Source organism: Paenibacillus sabinae T27 (assembly GCF_000612505.1).
Lineage (GTDB): Bacteria > Bacillota > Bacilli > Paenibacillales > Paenibacillaceae > Paenibacillus_AQ > Paenibacillus_AQ sabinae.
The window spans coordinates 2,313,957-2,332,713 of sequence record NZ_CP004078.1 but is presented as its reverse complement, the minus strand read 5'-3'; the positions used below and the strand labels follow the sequence as shown (position 1 = coordinate 2,332,713).

17 protein-coding genes are annotated in these 18,757 nt (G+C 54.8%); 6 read left to right on the top strand and 11 right to left on the bottom strand.

Going from position 1 to position 18,757, the window contains the following annotated elements; translation table 11 throughout:
* Positions 1-80: 80 nt before the first annotated feature.
* Together PSAB_RS10680 and PSAB_RS10675 are read right to left on the bottom strand one after the other, a co-directional pair.
* Positions 81-500, bottom strand: a complete 420-nt coding sequence (locus PSAB_RS10680) for an Rrf2 family transcriptional regulator (RefSeq protein ID WP_025334573.1) — start codon at positions 498-500, stop codon at positions 81-83.
* A gap of 41 nt (positions 501-541) precedes the next feature.
* Complete coding sequence (locus tag PSAB_RS10675; RefSeq protein WP_025334572.1) at positions 542-1,384, bottom strand: hypothetical protein; 843 nt, start codon at positions 1,382-1,384, stop codon at positions 542-544.
* 98 nt (positions 1,385-1,482) lie between these two features.
* On the opposite strand from PSAB_RS10675, the gene PSAB_RS10670 reads away from it, so the two are divergent.
* Positions 1,483-1,935, top strand: coding sequence for an aminoacyl-tRNA deacylase (locus PSAB_RS10670; protein ID WP_038595766.1), 453 nt, complete (start codon positions 1,483-1,485; stop codon positions 1,933-1,935).
* A 52-nt stretch (positions 1,936-1,987) separates the two neighbouring features.
* On the opposite strand, the gene map is transcribed toward PSAB_RS10670, so the two are convergent.
* The 3 genes from map to PSAB_RS10655 form a co-directional block, all read right to left on the bottom strand.
* Positions 1,988-2,734 carry a type I methionyl aminopeptidase gene (gene map / locus PSAB_RS10665; protein WP_025334570.1) on the bottom strand — a complete coding sequence of 249 codons (747 nt, stop codon included), beginning with the start codon at positions 2,732-2,734 and terminating at the stop codon, positions 1,988-1,990.
* A 54-nt stretch (positions 2,735-2,788) separates the two neighbouring features.
* A complete protein-coding gene (locus PSAB_RS10660) occupies positions 2,789-3,550 on the bottom strand; it encodes a metallophosphoesterase family protein (protein ID WP_226991788.1) in 762 nt (253 codons plus the stop codon).
* A gap of 172 nt (positions 3,551-3,722) precedes the next feature.
* Positions 3,723-4,349, bottom strand: a complete 627-nt coding sequence (locus PSAB_RS10655) for an SGNH/GDSL hydrolase family protein (protein ID WP_025334568.1) — start codon at positions 4,347-4,349, stop codon at positions 3,723-3,725.
* A gap of 201 nt (positions 4,350-4,550) precedes the next feature.
* On the opposite strand from PSAB_RS10655, the gene PSAB_RS10650 reads away from it, so the two are divergent.
* Positions 4,551-5,186 carry a nitroreductase family protein gene (locus tag PSAB_RS10650; protein WP_025334567.1) on the top strand — a complete coding sequence of 212 codons (636 nt, stop codon included), beginning with the start codon at positions 4,551-4,553 and terminating at the stop codon, positions 5,184-5,186.
* A gap of 177 nt (positions 5,187-5,363) precedes the next feature.
* Here the strand turns inward: PSAB_RS10650 and PSAB_RS10645 are convergent, their stop codons facing one another.
* Together PSAB_RS10645 and PSAB_RS10640 are read right to left on the bottom strand one after the other, a co-directional pair.
* Positions 5,364-7,103 carry an ABC transporter ATP-binding protein gene (locus tag PSAB_RS10645; protein WP_025334566.1) on the bottom strand — a complete coding sequence of 580 codons (1,740 nt, stop codon included), beginning with the start codon at positions 7,101-7,103 and terminating at the stop codon, positions 5,364-5,366.
* Entirely contained in the window at positions 7,100-8,896 is a 1,797-nt protein-coding gene (locus tag PSAB_RS10640) for an ABC transporter ATP-binding protein (protein WP_025334565.1), read from the bottom strand. Before PSAB_RS10640 ends, PSAB_RS10645 begins: the two co-directional genes overlap by 4 nt.
* A gap of 152 nt (positions 8,897-9,048) precedes the next feature.
* On the opposite strand from PSAB_RS10640, the gene PSAB_RS10635 reads away from it, so the two are divergent.
* From PSAB_RS10635 to PSAB_RS10620, 4 genes are all read left to right on the top strand, one after another.
* Positions 9,049-9,924 (top strand): LysR family transcriptional regulator, encoded by an 876-nt coding sequence (locus tag PSAB_RS10635; protein ID WP_025334564.1) that lies wholly within the window; start codon positions 9,049-9,051, stop codon positions 9,922-9,924.
* Positions 9,925-9,963: 39 nt separating this feature from the next.
* Positions 9,964-10,398: a DoxX family protein gene (locus tag PSAB_RS10630; protein WP_025334563.1), complete on the top strand. Its 435-nt coding sequence runs from the start codon at positions 9,964-9,966 to the stop codon at positions 10,396-10,398.
* A 123-nt stretch (positions 10,399-10,521) separates the two neighbouring features.
* Positions 10,522-12,462 carry an NAD(+) synthase gene (locus PSAB_RS10625; RefSeq protein ID WP_025334562.1) on the top strand — a complete coding sequence of 647 codons (1,941 nt, stop codon included), beginning with the start codon at positions 10,522-10,524 and terminating at the stop codon, positions 12,460-12,462.
* 116 nt (positions 12,463-12,578) lie between these two features.
* Positions 12,579-13,343 (top strand): EFR1 family ferrodoxin, encoded by a 765-nt coding sequence (locus tag PSAB_RS10620; RefSeq protein ID WP_025334561.1) that lies wholly within the window; start codon positions 12,579-12,581, stop codon positions 13,341-13,343.
* Between the two features lie 117 nt (positions 13,344-13,460).
* Here the strand turns inward: PSAB_RS10620 and cysK are convergent, their stop codons facing one another.
* The 4 genes from cysK to tnpB all read right to left on the bottom strand — a co-directional run bounded on the left by cysK (position 13,461) and on the right by tnpB (position 18,700).
* On the bottom strand, positions 13,461-14,381 hold the full coding sequence (gene cysK / locus PSAB_RS10615) for a cysteine synthase A (RefSeq protein ID WP_025334560.1): 921 nt from the start codon (positions 14,379-14,381) through the stop codon (positions 13,461-13,463).
* Positions 14,382-14,546: 165 nt separating this feature from the next.
* Complete coding sequence (locus PSAB_RS10610; protein WP_025334559.1) at positions 14,547-15,692, bottom strand: hypothetical protein; 1,146 nt, start codon at positions 15,690-15,692, stop codon at positions 14,547-14,549.
* A gap of 138 nt (positions 15,693-15,830) precedes the next feature.
* The gene (locus tag PSAB_RS10605; protein WP_025334558.1) at positions 15,831-17,339 is read right to left on the bottom strand and encodes a DUF4153 domain-containing protein; all 1,509 of its coding nucleotides are present in this window, start codon (positions 17,337-17,339) and stop codon (positions 15,831-15,833) included.
* A gap of 272 nt (positions 17,340-17,611) precedes the next feature.
* Positions 17,612-18,700, bottom strand: coding sequence for an IS200/IS605 family element RNA-guided endonuclease TnpB (tnpB, locus tag PSAB_RS10600; RefSeq protein WP_025334557.1), 1,089 nt, complete (start codon positions 18,698-18,700; stop codon positions 17,612-17,614).
* Positions 18,701-18,757 lie beyond the last annotated feature (57 nt).

The following is an 18,757-nucleotide window of genomic DNA, read 5'->3' as shown; positions in this document are numbered from 1 at the left end:
TGTTGAACTTCGGTCAAGCGGACAGCAGCCGCACTTCCGCTCCGTAACCCCGCCGGGCAGCACCGGAAGTACGCCTGCCGTCAACCCGGAATTTGCGACGAGATCTGGGCCAGCGTGACTCCGCGCAGCGCGTCTTCCATCGCCTGCTGGGCTACTGAAAAGACCGGAATGATGGCCCCGGCGATGTTCTGGCCGACGGGGCAGGACGGATTCGGATGATCGTGAACCGCGAACAGGGAGTCTTTGCCAACGGCGTCAACCGCCAGATAAATGTCGAGCAGCGTAATCTCTCCGGCCGGCCGGGCCAGCTTGGCTCCGGCGATCCCCGGCCGAACCTCGATGAGACCCGCTTTGCCGAGCATGCTCGTGATCCGGCGGATCACCACCGGGTTCGTGCCAACGCTTCCGGCGATCCATTCGGAAGTATTCTTACCCTCTTTGTTAACCTCAAGCAGGGTCAGGATATGGATGGCAACCGCCAATCGGGTGCTGATGTTCATAGGGTGCTCTCCTTTTGCCGTCCGGTATTAATAAGACCTTATTAATTGGAACTATCATAGTTACCTTTACTGTTCTTGTCAATCACGGCGAGGATGGCCTGGGTCTGCGGCCCGTATTTACGGGTCAGCCGGGATTTGCCGAGATTGGCTTTTACGATCCGGACAATTCGCGGATCGGACATGCCGGCGAAGCGTTCAAGCAGGGCGGATCCTTCCTCCGGCTCGGCTGCCGCGAAGACGCTTAAGGCATATTCGAGGCCTTTGGACAGTACGCGAAGCGGCTCCGGTTCCCGTACCGGCCGGGCCGCAAGCTCTTCCATGATTTCGCCCGCCAGCGAGAGCGCGTACCGCGCGTTGTCCTTCGCTTTCAGCAGCGGAGGATGGGCCAGAGCAGCGACAAAAGATCGCTGCTCCAGCTCATTCGCCCCCCTCTTCCACGCTTCAAGCAGAGCGCGGAGCAGCCCGAAATCCTGCTCGCCGACGCTTTGCAGCCCCATCGCGGCCGCCTCGCGCATCCGCCAGCGGGAATCGTTCATCGCCCGCTTGAACGCGTCCGCAATCCTCTCTCTGCGTTCAGCGTCCGCATATCCGTAATGCGCGCCCATCGCCTGGACCGCGCAAAAAGGCAAAAACTCCCGGGGATTGCCCGTACCCGCCGCTTCGACCGAAATCTCCGCCCATTCAACCAGCAGCTCCCACAGTCCTCCGGCCAGCTCCGGGACAGCAAAGTGCCGGGCGAATTTCTCCGCCAGTTCAAGATTGGCCCGCGGCCCCGGGAGCTGGCTGTCCGCCGACATCTCGTCCCCGAGCCGATCGGGAGCCGCTTCGCCGCCGTTCATCCACCGCTCCAGCTCCGCCAGCGCGGCGTACGCTTGTCCGTTCATACTTCCTCCTTCACAGGATATACCCAACCTGTCTCATTCGTATATGTTATAATATGGAAAATACTTTCCAGAATAGAGAAACGTTACGGGAGGCGCTCATGAATCAATTGAAGCCATTGGAACAGGTGCTGCAGGAAAAAGGTATCCAATATGAAATCATTAAGCATGAAGGACCCATCAAGACGGCTCAGGAAGGCGCGGCCTATTTCGGAATCGAAATCGGGCAGACCGCCCCGGCTTTGGTGCTGAGAGCCGACGATCAATTCTACGCCCTGATCGTGTCCGGCGACCGGGGGCGCGTCAATCTGGACGAGCCCGCGGCTCTGCTCGGACTGGGCTCTTTAAAAATGGCAAGCCCCAAGCAGGTTCTAAAGCTTACGGGACAGGAAGTAGGCAGCGTATCACTAAAGCTCCCCCTGCCCTGCATCGTGGACCGGAGGCTCTTCCGTTATCCCTTCATATATGGAGGCACGGGAGAGCCCGGTTCGACGCTAAAAATACCGCCGCAGGCTTTGGAACAGCTCAATGATGTCGTCGCTTATCTGGATTAGAAGAACCAGTAGCTGCGGCCCTTTTCGGCTCAGGCTGGCTTTCGGGAGATTTTCAGGCCCCCGTCAAAATAATAGGCCGCCCCTTCGTTACGATAATCGTATGCTCGAACTGCGCAACCCGGCTGTTATCCGGAACGGTCAGCGTCCAGCCGTCCGCCTCCTGGTCCACGAATTCCGCGCCGGTCGTCAGGAACGGTTCAATCGTGATAACCTGGTTCGGTTTCAGCACCGTTGTCTCCCGGGGACTGAAATACGGCAGGATTTCATGAGGCTTATCATGCAGCGTTTTGCCGATACCGTGGCTGCACAGATTCCGCACAACCTTGTAGCCGCGTTTTCGGGCCTCCAGCTCCATCACTCTGCCGATTTCGTTGACCCGCATCCCCGCTCGCAAATGGGAGATTACGCTCATCATCGTTTCCTCGGCGCTGGTGCACAGGCGCAGCAGCTTCTGGTTGTACGGGGGCAGTTGGAAGGACACGGCGGCATCGCTGAAATACCCGTTCAGCTCGGCCGACACATCGATGTTGATCAGGTCACCGGGACGAATCACTTTGGAACCCGGAATGCCGTGCGCCACTTCCTCATTAATGCTGATGCAGGTGTCCCCCGGAAAATCATACACCTCTCTCGGAGCCGATTTCGCGCCGAAGCGCTTCAGAATTTCCGCCCCTATTTTGTCGAGCTGCAAGGTGGTCATGCCGGGTTTTACGCTCTTCCTCATCTCCGCGATGGTGAACCCGACGACCTTTCCCGCCGCCTTCAGTCCTTCCAGATCTTGTTCCGTATCGCTTGTCATCGACGCCCATCCTCTCTCATTTAATATCGGTAAAAATAATATGTCCGCCGCAAATTACCGCGCTCTGCCGGTGCGAATGGCAACCGCATAATCGGGTCTTCCGCTGCGCTCCGCGATCTCCGCCGCCGCATTCCAATCGTATGGGATCAGCTTATGCTCCACGCTCCAGCCCGTTCCTTCCTTCTTGCGGACCATGCAAAAGCTCGCATATGGCGTGCCCGATTCCATAACATGGGGAAAAGGAAGATCGTCCTCATAAGCCGGAAGACCGACGCTTCCCGGGTTGACCAGAAACTTGCCGTCCGGCAGCGTGACGGTATGAAACACATGGCTGTGTCCGCAGAAAATGCCGCGCTCCTCTATAGTGTGCAGCTCCGCCTGCAACGTTTCCGTTTTTTTGTAAAAAACGCCGTCTTCGGTTACTTCTTCAAGCAGGTACCGTCTATTGTGATCAGGCGTTCCGTGGCAGAACAGCAGATCCTCATGGCGCCACACGGCTAAATGCCCCGCAATCCACGCTTCCGTATCGGCATCAAGCAGCGGCTTGACATGGCGGTACGTCGGCGATTCGCAGTCTTTCTCCAAAAGAATTTCATCGCAGTTGCCCATGATGTTCACAAGATTTCCACGCTGCCGAAGCAGCCGCGCCGTTCCCGTCGGATCTACCGGACCGAATAAACTGTCTCCCAGATTGACGATCCAATCGGCGCCGCTCCGGTCAATTTCCCGTAAGACCGCCTCCAGCGCTGGCGTATTGCTATGTATGTCCGAAATTACCGCTATGGTGCAGCTCAGGTAGATCGCCTCCCAAAACACGCGTTCTCTATATTATAACAGCAAAACCGAAACTGGAGAAATCAGGAGGTCTCCCCGCTGTACGGACAAAAAAAAGAAAGGATGCCCGGCTTAAACAGCCCTGGAACATCCTCTCCACGCTTGCAATCGCCTTATGTTCCGCTTCAGGAACACAGCGAGGCTTCAAAAATATTCAGTTCACACCGGCCGCTTTCAGCCAGGCTTCGGTAATGAGCGCATGACCCGCGGGAGTAGGATGAACGCCGTCTTCGGCCCAGTAAGCCGGATCGGCCTTCACCGAAGCGGCGGCGAACAGGCCGTCGAGCGGGACGAGCAGCGCTCCGTATTCTCGGGCCAGCTTCCGCACAACCGCGATTTTCGGGTCCAGATCTTCCCGCCAGTCGCGGTTCAGCCCCCGAACCGGCAGGACGAACGGCTCGACCAGGATCAGCTTCGCATCCAAAGCCTCCCGCGTGCGGTCGAGCAGATTCCGGTACTGCGCTTCGAACGTTTCCGCCGTTGTCTCATCGCCGCTGTCATACCGGCACCAGCTTTCGTTGATGCCGACATAGATCGATACCCAGGTCGGCTTCAGCGCGAGGCAGTCCCTGTCCCAGCGCCGCACAAGATCGGCCGCGCGGTCGCCGCCGATGCCCCGGTTGTAGAAGGTAAGGTTTTTCTCAGGATACAGCAGGCCAAGCCGCCCGGCTACCATCAAGGGATACCCGTTTCCCAGCGAATAAGCGTCGAAACGGTCGCGGCCAACGTCCGTAATACTGTCTCCCTGGAACAGAATCACGTCATTTTCTTTAAAAAGCATCTTTGGAAATCCTCCTTTATAATAGACTCTATTACGGTTTGGAAATATTGGCAATCCCAAAAAGCGGGAGCTTTGTTGAAGGTGTGTACGACCTCATTGACGGATATCAAAAGCTGTGATATGTTTATTAAGTAACTATTAGTAAGTTTGTTAGTTTATTAAACCAATTTATTTTTTGATTATAGGATGGAGGCATTACCCATGAGCACACCCGTATCGACGAATTCTTTTGCAGACGTGGTCCAAGCCCGCAGATCAGCTATGAATTTTGTGGAAGGTATCAAGATTCCGCAGAGCGATCTGGAAGAAATCTTCTCCCTCGCCAGACTCGCCCCTTCGGCTTTCAATCTGCAGCACGCCCGTTACAAGGTAATCGCAGACCCGGAACTTAAGGAAAAGATTCGCGAGAACGCCTACGGACAATACAAAATCCATACCGCCTCGGCCGTCATTGCCGTTCTGGGCGATATGCGCGCTTACGAGCAGGCCCCGGAAATTTATGGTGGTCTCAAAATGCTGGGAGCGATGTCGCAGGAGGAATATGACGGAATGATTGGGGCGATCAATCAAGCTTACATAGGCAAAGAATCTTTCCAACGCGACGAGGCGATCCGCAACGCATCCCTGTCGGCCATGCAGTTCATGCTGATCGCCAAAGACAAGGGCTGGGATACATGCCCGATGATCGGCTTCGACCCGGAGGCTGTCAAACAGACGCTCTCCCTTCCGGACCATCTGGTTCCCGTCATGCTGATCACGATCGGCAAAGACAACCAGCGCAAGATCAGACCGCGCGGCTACCGCAAGCCGGTGGGCGAGTTCGTTGATTTTCTGTAAAAATAATTTGAAAAAACTGCTCTCATGGCTTGCTCGGCAAGCCGGAGGGCATTTTTTTATCCAATAAAACCAAAAAGAACCCCGCCATTCGGCGGGGCCAAGTGTCATCTTTGGGGGTCATGTTTATACTATACAGCCGGACGCTTAAAGGTGCATGAAAATGGGCTGAACCTCCGGTTAAACTGCTGCAAATTGGCTGTTGTACAGACGGGCGTAGTATCCTTTTCGGAGCAGCAGCTGGTTGTGGGTTCCGCTTTCCACAATGTCGCCGTCCTTCATGAACAGAATGAGGTCCGATTCACGGATGGTGGACAGGCGGTGGGCGATGACAAAGCTGGTGCGTCCCTCCATCATTTTTAGGAACGCCCGCTGGATGCGGATTTCGGTCCGGGTGTCAATGCTGCTGGTGGCCTCGTCAAGAATGAGCATCGGCGGATCGGCCAGCAGCACGCGCGCAATCGTCAGCAGCTGCTTCTGTCCCTGGGACAGATTGTCGCCGGAGCCGCTGATCACGGTATGGTAGCCTTCCGGCAGCCGTTTGATGAAGCTGTGCGCGCTTACGGCCTTGGCGGCGGCGATGACCTCATCGTCCGTCGCGCCCGGCTTGCCGTAGGCGATATTATCCCGGATGGTTCCGCTTAGCAGCCACGTATCCTGCAGCACCATGCCGAAATTCCGGCGCAGGCTGTCTCGTGTCATCTCCCTGATGTCCACGCCGCCGATTCGGATCGCTCCGCCATCCACATCATAAAAGCGCATCAGCAGGTTAACCAGCGTTGTTTTGCCTGCTCCCGTCTGTCCGACAATGGCGACCCGGGTACCCGGTTTGACTTCCAGGCTAAAGTCCGTTATCAAGGGGCGCTCGGGATGATAAGCAAACTTGACTTTGTCGAATACAACCGTCCCCTGGCCGGGCTCAGGCACAAAAGCATCTGGAGCATCCGGGGTTTCGGGCTCAAGGTCAAGTATGGCAAAGATGCGCTGCGCCGAAGCGGTCGCTGACTGAAGCTGTGTAATGACGCCGGTGATTTCGTTAAACGGCTTGGCGAACAAATTGGAGTAGATCAGAAAGCCGGACAAGTCCCCCACGCTAAGCCGGCCTGCGATAATGACGATACTGCCGATAATCGCAATCACGGAGAATGTGATATTGTTGACGAGCCGGGTCGTCGGCCCGGATAGGGAACCGTAGAATTGGGATTTGACTCCGGTCTGGTACAGCTCCCCGTTCAGCCCGGAGAACCGTTCAAAGGCGGCGTTTTCTTGATGAAAGGCTTGAACGATTTTTTGCCCGCCGACCATTTCTTCCACATAGCCATTGAGACCGCCGAGAATTTTGGCCTGGTCGCGGAAGAGCTGCTGCGAGCGCGTCGTAATAAACCGCGCCATATAATACGATGCGGGCGCGGACAGCAGCACGACTCCGGTCATGAGCGGACTGATGTACAGCATCAATCCTATGCTGCCGGCGATGGTCACCACCCCGGTGAGCAGCGTCTGGTAGCCCTGAAGCAGACCGTCCGATACAGCATCCATATCGTTCACGAACCGGCTGATCAGATCGCCCTGCGGATGATTGTCATGGAACCTCAGCGGCAGAACGTTCAGCTTGTCGAACAGCTCGGTGCGCATATTGTTGACCGTGCCGTAAGCGATCCGGTTCGTAAGATAGGTCAGCAGCCAGCCGCATAAGCTTCCGGCGATATATACAGCCGCCAAAACCAGGAGCAATTTCAGGAGCGCAGGGAAATCCACCTTCCCCTGCCCCGTCATGCGGTCGATCGCCCGGGCGATCAGCAGCGGCCCGATAAGGCTGGCCGCTACACTGAGTATGGCGCTGAACGCCGCCAGGATGGCCGAGCTTCTGAACTGCGCGGTATAGATGATCAGTCTTTTCCAAACGTTGTTGCCGTTCATACAGCCGTCTCCTCTCCTGTCAGCTGGGAGCTGCAAATTTCACGGTATACCTCGCAGCTGCGAAGCAATTCTTCATGGCGGCCGATCCCGGCAATCCGCCCGTCTTCGAACACGATAATTTTGTCGGCCTGCCGCACGGTGGCGACCCGCTGGGAGACGACAAGCGTCGTCATTCCGGCCCGGGTCTCATTCAGAGCCCGGCGGAGCGCCGCGTCGGTGGCGAAATCCAGCGCACTGGAGGAATCGTCCAGAATAAGAATGTCCGGACGTCCGATCACCGCCCGCGCGATGGTCAGCCGCTGCTTCTGCCCGCCGGACAGGTTAAGTCCGCCGCGCGAAACCGCCGTATCCAGGCCTTCGGGCAGCCTGGAAATGAACTCCTCCGCCTGCGCGACAGCCGCTGCCTCGCGGACCTCATCCTCGGAAGCTTCAGGCTTCCCCCAACGGATGTTCTCGGCGATGGTTCCGGTAAAGAGCACAGCCTTTTGCGGGACGATGCCAATGGATTGTCTGAGCCCGAGAAGCGGGTAGTCCTTGACGTTCACACCATCGACTCGCACTTCGCCCGAGAAAGTGTCATAGAAGCGGGAAATCAGATTGACAAAGGTCGATTTACCCGAGCCGGTGCCGCCGATCAGCCCCACCGTCTCCCCCCGTTCAATGGTCACTGAAATATCATCCAGCGCCAGCTCTCCGGCACGGCTGTAGCCAAAGGAGACATGGTCGAACTCAATGGCGGGAACACGGTCGGCAGATGCGGAAGAAGCGTTCCGTTCCGTTTGTGCGGCAGGTAGGACATCCGCTCTGGCAGCCTGAAGTGAGACCGCCGGATGCTCCGGCTCCGTCACGGAACTGGTTACGGTCAGCACCTCGTTTACCCGGGCCAACGACGAGTTGGCTTTGGTGAATATAATTACCAGATTGGAGGTCACGATCAGCGCCAGCAATATTTGCGTAACATAGTTGATAAAAGCGATGATCTCTCCCTGCGAGAGCCGGCCCTCATTAATGTGAATGCCTCCGGCCCAAAGAATCGCAAGGATGGCCGCATTGACCACCAGAGTGGTCAACGGGCTGAGCAGAGCGGAGATCCGGCCGACGCTCAGCGCCATCGCCGTCACTTCGTCCGCAGCGGCGCCGAAGCGTTCCCGTTCAGCGCCCCGTTTGGCGAAAGCCCGGATGACCCGGATGCCGGACAGATTCTCGCTCAGCACCTGGGCGATGCCGTCGAGCTTCTGCTGATACTTGCGGTACAGCGGCGACGAACGCGAAATGATCCAGTACAGTAAGACGGCGAAGACCGGAGCAGCCGCCAGCAGCACAAGCGACAAGCGCAAATCGAGAATCATGGCCATGATAATCGCTCCAATGGCGATAAACGGCGCCCGGATGACAAGCCGGATCAGCATGGCAACGGCCAGCTGAAGCTGGTTCACATCATTCGTCATCCGGTTAATAAGCGAAGGCGTACCGAACCGGTCAAGCTCCGCATAGGACAGCGAGGAAATATGCCGGAACATCGCGTTGCGCAGCCTGGTGCCGAAGCCCTGGGACGCCCGGGCGGCTGAATACTGGCACACCATGGAGCAGGCGAAGCCCAGGATGGACATCAGCAGCATAAGTCCCCCCATCCGGTACACATATGCGGCGTTATGCGGTCCGATGCCCCTGTTCACCATCAGTGCGACTATGGTCGGCAGCAGGAGCTCAAGAATCGCCTCCAGCAGCTTGAAAATCGGGCCGATAATCAGCTGTTTCCGGTAAGGCTTCAGAAATACGGCAATCTTGTTCATTGCTTGGTCACACCCATTCGAGAAAGTATACGTAATATATTTCACAAACAATAAAAGCCAGTTATGATTATGGCATACCTATTCCCATATTAATAATATTGGATTCGTATCTCTCCGATACGATTAACATATCAATAAGGCGGAGATGCATAATGGACATCAGACAGCTTAAATATTTTCTGACGATTGCGGAGGAAGGCCAGATTACATCGGCGGCGCGAAAGCTGCAAATGGCCCAGCCGCCGCTTAGTCAGCAGTTAAAGCAGCTGGAGGAAGAGCTTGGGGTCAAGCTGGTGGAGCGGGGACCGCGCAGCATCCAGCTCACGGACGCAGGGGTGATCCTGAGAAACCGGGCGCAGCAAATTCTCGATTTGGCCGATGCTACGGCAAGGGAAATCGGTGATTATGTCAAGGGACTAACGGGGACGCTGTCCATCGGAACCGTCTCCTCCTCGGGGTCTGCCCTGCTGCAGAATCGGCTGTGCGAGTTCCACAGGACCTATGAAGGAGTCAAATTTGAAATTCATGAGGGCAACACATTCAAAATCATTGACCTGCTGGCCAGGGGAATCGTGGAGCTCGGCATTGTCCGCACGCCGTTCAATCCGGCCAACCTCGAATGCCGCTATGCCGATTCCGAACCGATGATCGCTGTCATGAGCCGGGAGCTGGACTTTTGCCCCGGTCAGCCTTCGGTTGATCTGGGAGAGCTCAAAGACAAGCCCCTGATCATCTACCGGCGGTTCGAGCAGCTTATCACAGAGGCCTGCCTGGGGCACGGCTTCGAGCCGCAGCTCTTCTGCATGAACGACGACGCCCGGACCACGCTGCTGTGGGCCAATGCGGGTCTTGGCATCGGCATCGTGCCGAAATCCGCTTTCGGACTGGTAAGCAGCGGCAACCTGGTCTATAAAGAAATCAACAGCGACTCGTTGCACACGCGCATTGCGGCTATTATGATGAAGGGAAAATATGCGTCAACTCTGGCGACCAAGTTTTTCGAGAACTTCGGTCAAGGAGACAGCTGAATGTTAAGCATCCATTCCATTTCGACAGGAGGAATACCCATGGCGCCTTTCATCGCCCTTATTGTTTCTTTCGTACTGTTCCGCGTGCTTGGACTGTTTGGCCTCACCCCTTTCGACGGCTGGCAGCCGTCGCTGCAAGCGGCCGCAGCCGTCATGCTGCTGCTTACCGCTTCCGCCCACTGGGGAAAACGCAGAGCCGACTTGATCCGCATGGTGCCCCCCTCTTTTAGGCAACCCGGGCTTATCGTGACCCTCACCGGCCTGCTTGAGATAGCCGGCGCTGTGGGCCTGCTCTTTCCCGCCACATCGCGGACGGCGTCCTGGTGTCTGGCTGCGCTGCTGATCATCATGTTTCCGGCCAATGTGCATGCGGCCCGCAAGAAGCTGACCATTGCCGGGAGTCCGGTTCCCGGGCTTCCTGTCCGCACCCTGCTCCAGCTGGTGTTTATTGCAGTCGTACTGCTCGCGGGGTAACAATAGGGGAAGCTCCCCTTGTTACGGTCCAGCGTCTTGGGGACCAACTGGTTTAGAAAAGGCTGGAACTGTGCTAAATTAATGAAAGCGAAATAATATTCATACAGAGGATAGGTGAAACCATTGCAGAATTTCGGATTCGCAAGAGTCGCGGCCGCTTCCCCCGAGCTGCGGGTTGCCGACTGCGCATTTAATGCTGATAAAATTATGGAAATTATTGAACAGGCGGACAAGCAGCAGGTTGAATACCTGGTACTGCCGGAGCTCAGCATCACCGGCTACACGTGCGCGGACTTATTCATGCAGCGCCGGCTGCTTGACTCCGCGCTGGAGGCGCTGCTTGCCATCGCCCGCAAGACAGCAGGCCTTGGCATGGTCGTAATTGCCGGCCTTCCCATCGAGATCAGAGGACGGCTCTACAACTGCGCCGCCGTTATACAAAGCGGAAACATTCTCGGGATTGTACCGAAGACCTGCATTCCCGGCTACAGCGAGTTTTACGAGCCCCGGTGGTTCGCCGGAGCCGAGGAGCTCGAGACTTCAGAGCTGCGCATCGGGGGAGCCGTGGTCCCGATTGGCAGCGATCTCCTCTTTGTCTCCGAAGAGAATTCCAACCTGGTCTTCGGCGTGGAAATCTGCGAGGATCTGTGGGTTCCCGTTCCTCCGAGCAGTCGGCTGGCCCAGGCGGGGGCGGTGCTGCTGTTCAACCCGTCCGCCAGCAACGAGCTTGTCGGCAAGGCGGATTACCGCCGGCAGCTTGTCAGCAGCCAATCCGCTTCCTGCGTGGCGGGATATGTCTATGCCGGCAGCAATACCGGCGAATCGTCGACGGACGTCGTCTTCGGCGGCCATTCCCTCATCGCCGAGAATGGGCAGATGCTGGCGGAATCCGAACGGTTCATCCATGAGAGCCGGATAACCGTCGCCGACATCGACATTCCGAAGATCCATTATTCGCGGATCATTATGGGAACCTTCCGCGGCGGCCGGGGCGGCGCCGATTACCGCGAGATTGCGTTCAGCAACCCCGCCCCGCAGAGCGATTCGCCCCGGGAGCTGGCCCGCAAAGTGGTCACCAATCCCTTTGTTCCAGGCAATCCGCTGCAGCGGGACGAACGCTGCCAGGAAATTCTGGCGATTCAGACCTCCGGCCTGATGAAGCGCATCCGCCACATCGGCACGAAGCAGGCGGTCATCGGCATCTCAGGCGGGCTCGATTCCACGCTCGCGCTGCTTGTTGCCGTAAGAGCGATGCAGCTGCTTGGACGCCCGGCGAGCGACGTGCTCGCCGTCACGATGCCCGGCTTCGGAACGACGAACCGGACGTACGATAATGCCGTCGGCCTGATCAAGGCCCTGGGGGCTTCGATGAAGGTCGTCGATATCAAGGACGCCTGTCTGCAGCATTTCGAGGATATCGGGCATGACAAGGACGTCCACGATTTAACCTACGAGAACGTTCAGGCCAGAGAGCGGACGCAGATTCTGATGGATCTCGCCAACAAGAACGGCGGCATCGTCATCGGCACCGGCGACCTGTCCGAGCTGGCTCTCGGCTGGTGCACCTATAACGGCGACCACATGTCCATGTACGGTGTCAATTCGGGGATTCCGAAGACGCTGATCAAATATGTCGTCCAGTGGTACGCGGACCACGAGGCGGACGAAACGGCCGCCAGGTTCCTGTACGATATTATCGACACGGGAATCAGTCCGGAGCTGCTGCCTCCTTCACCGGATGGCGAGATCGCCCAGCTCACGGAAGACATTCTGGGCCCATACGATGTACATGATTTCTACCTGTATTACATGCTCAGAACGGGCGCTCCGCCCGCCAAAATTCTGTATCTCGCGGAGCACGCTTTCGGCGATCGCTTCACAAGAGAGCAGCTGGTTCAGTGGATGCGCGTGTTCTACAGCCGCTTCTTCTCCCAGCAGTTCAAACGCTCGTGCCTGCCCGATGGCCCGAAGGTAGGCACCGTCAGCCTGTCCCCGCGAGGAGACTGGCGCATGCCAAGCGACGCTTCCGCAGCCCTCTGGCTGCGGGAAGTGGAAGAGCTGTAGAACGGGAACCACGCGCGTTCCCCCTCTTTTATTAGCGTAAATGTGCCGTCCCGGTGTCTTGGTAAGACTCAGGGACGGCTTTTTACATAACATTTTTAGAATCGCCGGAGGACAATGTGAAGAAAATTTTGATTCTGTATCATTCTGGTGTCGGGAACACGAAATTTGTGGCTGAGCGAATTTATGAAAATCTAAACCGAGATTTTCATCTTGAGGTTTATTCGGTAGAACAGATCGCGGGGAACCTCGATTTAAATCATTACGATGGCTTTGTTTTCGGTTTTCCTACCGTTCATACTCATCCGTCCACTCGCATACTGCGCTTTATGGAGAGCCTCGGCATTCTTGCAAAGCCTGTACCGGACTATATCTTTACGACCTGCGGATTATATTCCGCAAATACATTGAGAATCTTTTCCAAATACTGTGTAAAGAAAAATATCATCCCGGTAACACACAGAGCATACCGCTGCGCGGCAATAGATGGAATATTATTGGCCCCTTTTATGAAACTATGGTTTTACCATGAAAAAGGTCTTGATAATAAAATTGATGCGGACTGCCAAGAGTTCCTTTCAAAAATGACAACCGGCGGTTGCCAATTAAATATGCCCCGCTTCAAGCTTTATAGCATTCTGAACTATCCGAATAAATGGCTGGGACAGCATTTGACATTTCCTATTTATCTCCATAAGGATCGATGTACCGGCTGTGGAAAGTGTATCCGAAACTGCCCTGCCGCCGCACTTGAAAAAGATGCAAGGAATTATCCCGTCTTCATGTCAAAACGATGCGAAAAATGCTACCGTTGCATCCATCGCTGTCCAAGAAAGGCATTGTCATTGTCGAAAAAAAAACCACCCTCAAAGGTGTTGGGATGAGGCTCCATGACAAAGAAGCCGCTATTCAAAGAAGAGCGGCTTCCGTACCTCGCTATTGCGTCCAGGCGGTGTCCCGCGCAAATTCGCAGTCCCGCCCGTTATTCATGCAATCGTCCGCTAGAAAATCCCCATGCTTAAGTAACGCTCACCCGAATCGGGCGCAATGCAGAGCACCCGCTTGCCGCTGCCCAGTCTTTCAGCCTCTCTCATGGCAGCCCACACTGCCGCCCCGCCGGACGGGCCGATCAGAATGCCCTCCTGGGCCGCCATCGCCCGGACGGTATTCAGGGCATCCTCATCGGAGACCTGTACAATCTCGTCATACACATCCGTATTCAAAATGGAGGGCACGAAACCCGGACTTGTCCCCACCAGCTTGTGCGGCCCCGGTTCTCCGCCGGACAATACAGGCGATCCCTTCGGCTCAACCACCAGAATGCGCACCCCGGGCAGATGCGCCCGCAGCGCCTCCCCCGTGCCGGTAATGGTGCCGCCGGTTCCCGAGGTCGCCACAAACGCATCCAGCTTCCCCTCCATTTGCGACAGAATCTCAATCGCGGTCGTTGTCCGGTGAATGTCGGGGTTCGCCTTGTTCTCGAACTGCTGCGGGATGAAGCTTCCTTCAATTTCTTTTCCAAGCTCGAGCGCCTTGGCGATGGCTCCCGGCATCCGCTCGGCGGCGGGCGTGAGCACTACTTCCGCTCCGTACGCTTTCAGCAGATTGATCCGCTCCTTGGTCATATTGTCCGGCATAACCATAATCGCCTGGTACCCCTTGGACGCCGCGTTCATCGCCAGACCAATTCCCGTATTGCCGCTCGTCGGCTCGATGATGGTGCCGCCCGGTTTCAGCAGCCCGTCCTTCTCCGCCTGCAGAATCAGATTGTACGCGGCCCGGTCTTTGACGCTTCCGCTCGGATTGAACTTCTCCAGCTTGACATACAGCTCAGCAGCATCCGGTCCGCTCAGGCGGTTCAGCCGGACAACCGGGGTGTCTCCGATCAGTTCCGTAATATGGTTGACTACTTTCTTCGGCATAACAGACCTCCTTCATTCCTACACGGAAACATTGTACCGTGTCCGGAAAACGATGTCGAATGCCCCCGCGACTGGTTAACTTCAGCCGAAGCAAAAAACGGACCCTCGGGTTTCCCCGAAGGTCCGCTATTTATAAGACAAGCTTGGCTGCTTTTTTCACCAAGTTCAATTTCCCGTATCCTTCAAGGAACGAATCGGCCTGGAAAGCTCGGCTGTGTCCGGCTGCAAATTTGTGCTTTTTGGAACTAATGTAAACATTGAAAAGATCACCTGGGACAGCTTTTTATAATTGCAAGCAAAAGCCATTCCAAGAACAGCCTCCGACGTCACAATAAGTCCATATGAATCGGTGGCCGCAGGCACCAGCAGGATGAGCAGCATCAGCCCGAGCCAGACCAGCCTGTATTTGAATAACGCTTCAACATACCGGTTGATCCATAAAACAGCGTTCATTCCGATATAGCTGACCAGCAGAACCCCGGCCCAAACCATATAGACGTTGATCGAATACAGTTTGAAATAAGTGAGTATGAAGATCAGGAACACATGAACGTACAAGAACAGAAACGAATGTTTGCCGAGAAATAGCAGCGGGTTCTTCAACGAATACTGCCGGATCAGCCTGAACAGGGCGAACGACATAAACAGCAGCACCAGGGAAAGGAAAAAGTAGCCTGGCGACATGTTGTATTTTATCAGAAATTCCGTCTCCCTCGGGGTAAGAGCATAAGCCGCCGCCAGACCGCATGCCGCAGCTATACCGCAGATTAGATTCACCAACCTTCGGCTTCGGTAGGCGAACACGCCAAGCAAAAATATCGAAAACCAAGGGACGAAGGTAAAATAGGTGTAATCCCCCTCCGGTATGAAAAATTGCTTACCCGGAAAAGAAGGTACTTTTGCCGTAAACCCAAAGTGCAGGACGAACAGGAAGACGCCTAATATCAGATACACGTAGCGGCCGGGTCTGAAATATTTTTCTAACAAAATAATGGCAAGCACGCTCATCGCCACGATCTGCGGCACATCCGAAACGGGATCGGACCAAATATAGGGCCTCCACAAAGCGTTATAGGATAGTCCAATGACGGCGAAGACGAAATAGTAGGCAATCAGCGGCAGAACGGATTTTTTGCTCTGGAAGATTGAAGTGATGCCGGACACGGCGAAAAATAGAATAGGAGCCAATTCACCGATGATCTGAAGCGAGCGGCTGCTGCCGGAAAAAACAAGCCCGGTATGAGCCATCATCATCAGCAAACAGCTAAAGCCTTTCATCGCGTCCAACGAATGATCGTATTTTTTCTCCATCCTCTCTGCTCCCCTTACATCGTAATCTTAACCAGTCGATACTTATGTAAGTGAGGTAATACTAACAGCTACATAATTACGCATCAATCATACATTCGTGTAAAAAAAAGGGCACTGCAGAGTTATATACTTTCGTCTCTACTTCTCCAAATACCGCCCCAGCTCCGTTAGCGCCCGGTGGCGCGAAAGATTAAAGGAAGGCCACTTGCCCGCAGCAGCCGCTAAATCCGAGCGCTTATTCCGCAATCCGCTGTCCAGCATTCCGTTATTCTGACGGCTGAACTCGATCAGTCGCGGCACCGCGTCGTCCGACAGAGTGAGAAGATAAGCCGCGTCGATCTTGCCGGTGGCTTCGTAGCGCTCGATATTTTTTCCAGCGATCATGGCATCCATGCCGATAAAGTTCATAACGAGATAAGCCGCAGCAGTCAGCAGAATATAGCATTTGGCCAGCGGAAACCGCGGCAAGCCGATGCGCAGCGCCGTCACCGCCAGCAGCAGCCCCAGAAAAATCATGAAGCCGTGAACGAGGAACCGGATGGTCGTATAGCCGTAAGCCTCTTCGTATAAAGCCAGCCGCGAATAAGCGGAGTACAGCATCACCGCCGAGCAGCCCGTCAGTAGATACAGCAGTCCGCGAATCGCCTTGTTCAGCCTCTCCGTCCCTTTCGTCCCCAGCAGGAGCAGCCCGAGCAGGATGATAAAATTGATACCCGCTACCATAATCAGCTCAAAAAATCCTCTCCTCGCATATTCAGCATAAGTCTCACCCGACGGCAGCACCCCCTGCCATGAACCGAACAGATACGAGAATTGCACACAGACAAACAGCACATATACAGTGTTAACCGCAGTCAACACGGTGGCGGCAATGATCGAATCGACCCGCATATCCGGCCATTCGGCCTTGTCCGGCTGCTCTGGCTGTGCCATGACTCCTGGAACCCCCTCATCTTGAAACGGAAACAGAAATCCCCGCAGAAGCCCGAAAAAGAACATTCCCAGGACCAACGCCCACAGCGTCCGGGTTAAGCCTTCCACAAACGAAACGTTGCTCAGCCATACAGGTATTTCCGACAGCACACTGTGAAACACGCCGTCGGCCGATGACAGCAGCAGCAGGACGACCAGCAGCAGCGGGAAGGAAAGGCAGAGGCCGATCAGCACTTTGCCGAGAACGTGCCTGTTCCCTCCATCCTCCGGATGTCCTGATTCTCTCCTGAAGATGTCAACGACACGGGGCCACTGCCGCAGGCTCTGCGGAATCAGATGGTCGAGCGCCCCGAAGACTAAGGAGAACTGGTCATAGGCAGGCCTTCCGTCCCCGAGCACATAGGCCAAATGCAGGAAGATCAGCACAGGAATAACTGCCATGTTCAAGTGGTAAAAAAATTCATTGCCGAACAGGCCGAAGGTCATAGAAAGCAGAAAGATAAAGGCCAGACCCGCATATCCCCCCGCCCTGGGCTTGCGGATTTTATCTTTGGCAAAGCCCAGCATATAAGCATAAAAAAGAACAGTGAACAGCGGATACGAGACGCCATAGCGGTTCCCCAGGAACAGATACTGATGAATGACGCCCAGCGCAAAAGCGGCGGCCGGCAACGCCAGGGAACGCGCCTGGATGGATGCAGCTTCTTCGTTCATGGTAATCCCTCCATTTTTTACTTACTGTACCTTATTTTAGATGATAAAATAAGAAGTTGAACACTCCCTCACTTAGCTAACACTTGAAGTGGGGGATTCTTGGGTAATCCCTTCTACTGAGGGGAATTCATATCGATATTTTCTCACGAAAAATCGTATACCAAGCGATCCCTGCGGTTCCCGCAGTTTTCCAAAGGAAAATCTGTACCGATCTTCCCACAGCTTTAAGATTTTTACCTTAGCAAAATATCTAGGAAAGAAGGGGTTGACGTTTAAACAGCAAGGCTTTTGATGTTCTGTGCGGCATTTTCATCTCGATCATGATGGGTATGGCACGATGGACATGTCCATCGCCGCACAGACAATTTCTTTACTTCGGAATGGATATAGCCACATATATGACACCTTTGGCTCGTTGGGGCGAACGTGTCGGCCACCTTCACCGTACGTCCATACCATTCCGCTTTATACGAAAGCTGACGGGCAAATTCACTCCAGGACGCATCGGCGATGGATTTGGCCAGACGGTGATTTTTGAGCATGTTCGCCACTCTCAGATTTTCGATGCTGATCGTTTGGTTTTCACGAATCAGCTTCGTGGTGAGTTGATGCAAAAAATCATGGCGGCCATTGACGATCTTTTCATGGATCCGGGCAACCTTCTGTTTGGCTTTCTGCCAATTGGAGCCCCCTTGGTTACGACGAGCCATGCGGCGTTGCCAAAATGCAAGTTTTTGTTCATATTTGCGAAATACTTTGGGATTGGCAACCCGCAACCCATCAGAGCAGACCGCTAATTCCTTGAGTCCAAGGTCAATGCCGATCTCCTTATCGGTCTGCGGCAGAGGTTTTATTTCCACTTCACAGAGGATGGATACAAAATACTTGCCTGCCGCATTTCGCCGCAGGGTAGCCGAAAGAATGCGACCTTCACACGCTCTGGAGTTGGCAAAACGAATCCAGCTAAGCTTCGGAAGTTTAAGTCGGTTTCCATCAATAGCAATGTTGTCATTGGTGTATTTGGTGGTGTAGCTTTGCACAGGATGCTTGCGGCTTTTGAAGCGTGGAGACTGATTTTGTTTCTTGAAGAAACGTTCAAAGCTGTCTGCCACGTTCCGCACCGCCGATTGCAAAGCAATGCTATCTACCGATTTCAACCATTCAAATTGCTGTTTGAGTGCAGGAAGCTGTGTGGCACAGGTGTTATAGGACAACCCTTTGCCGGTTGCTGCATAGGTTTTGTTCCATTTGACTAAGAAATGATTGAAGACAAAGCGGCAACAGCCAAACATTTGATGGATGAGTTGCCGTTGTTCCGGGTTGGGATAGATACGATATTTGTAAGCTTTATGTACCAACATGCCACAGAGCCTCCTTTCGTGTAGGATATTTCCATTATAGCACATATGTTCGATTTA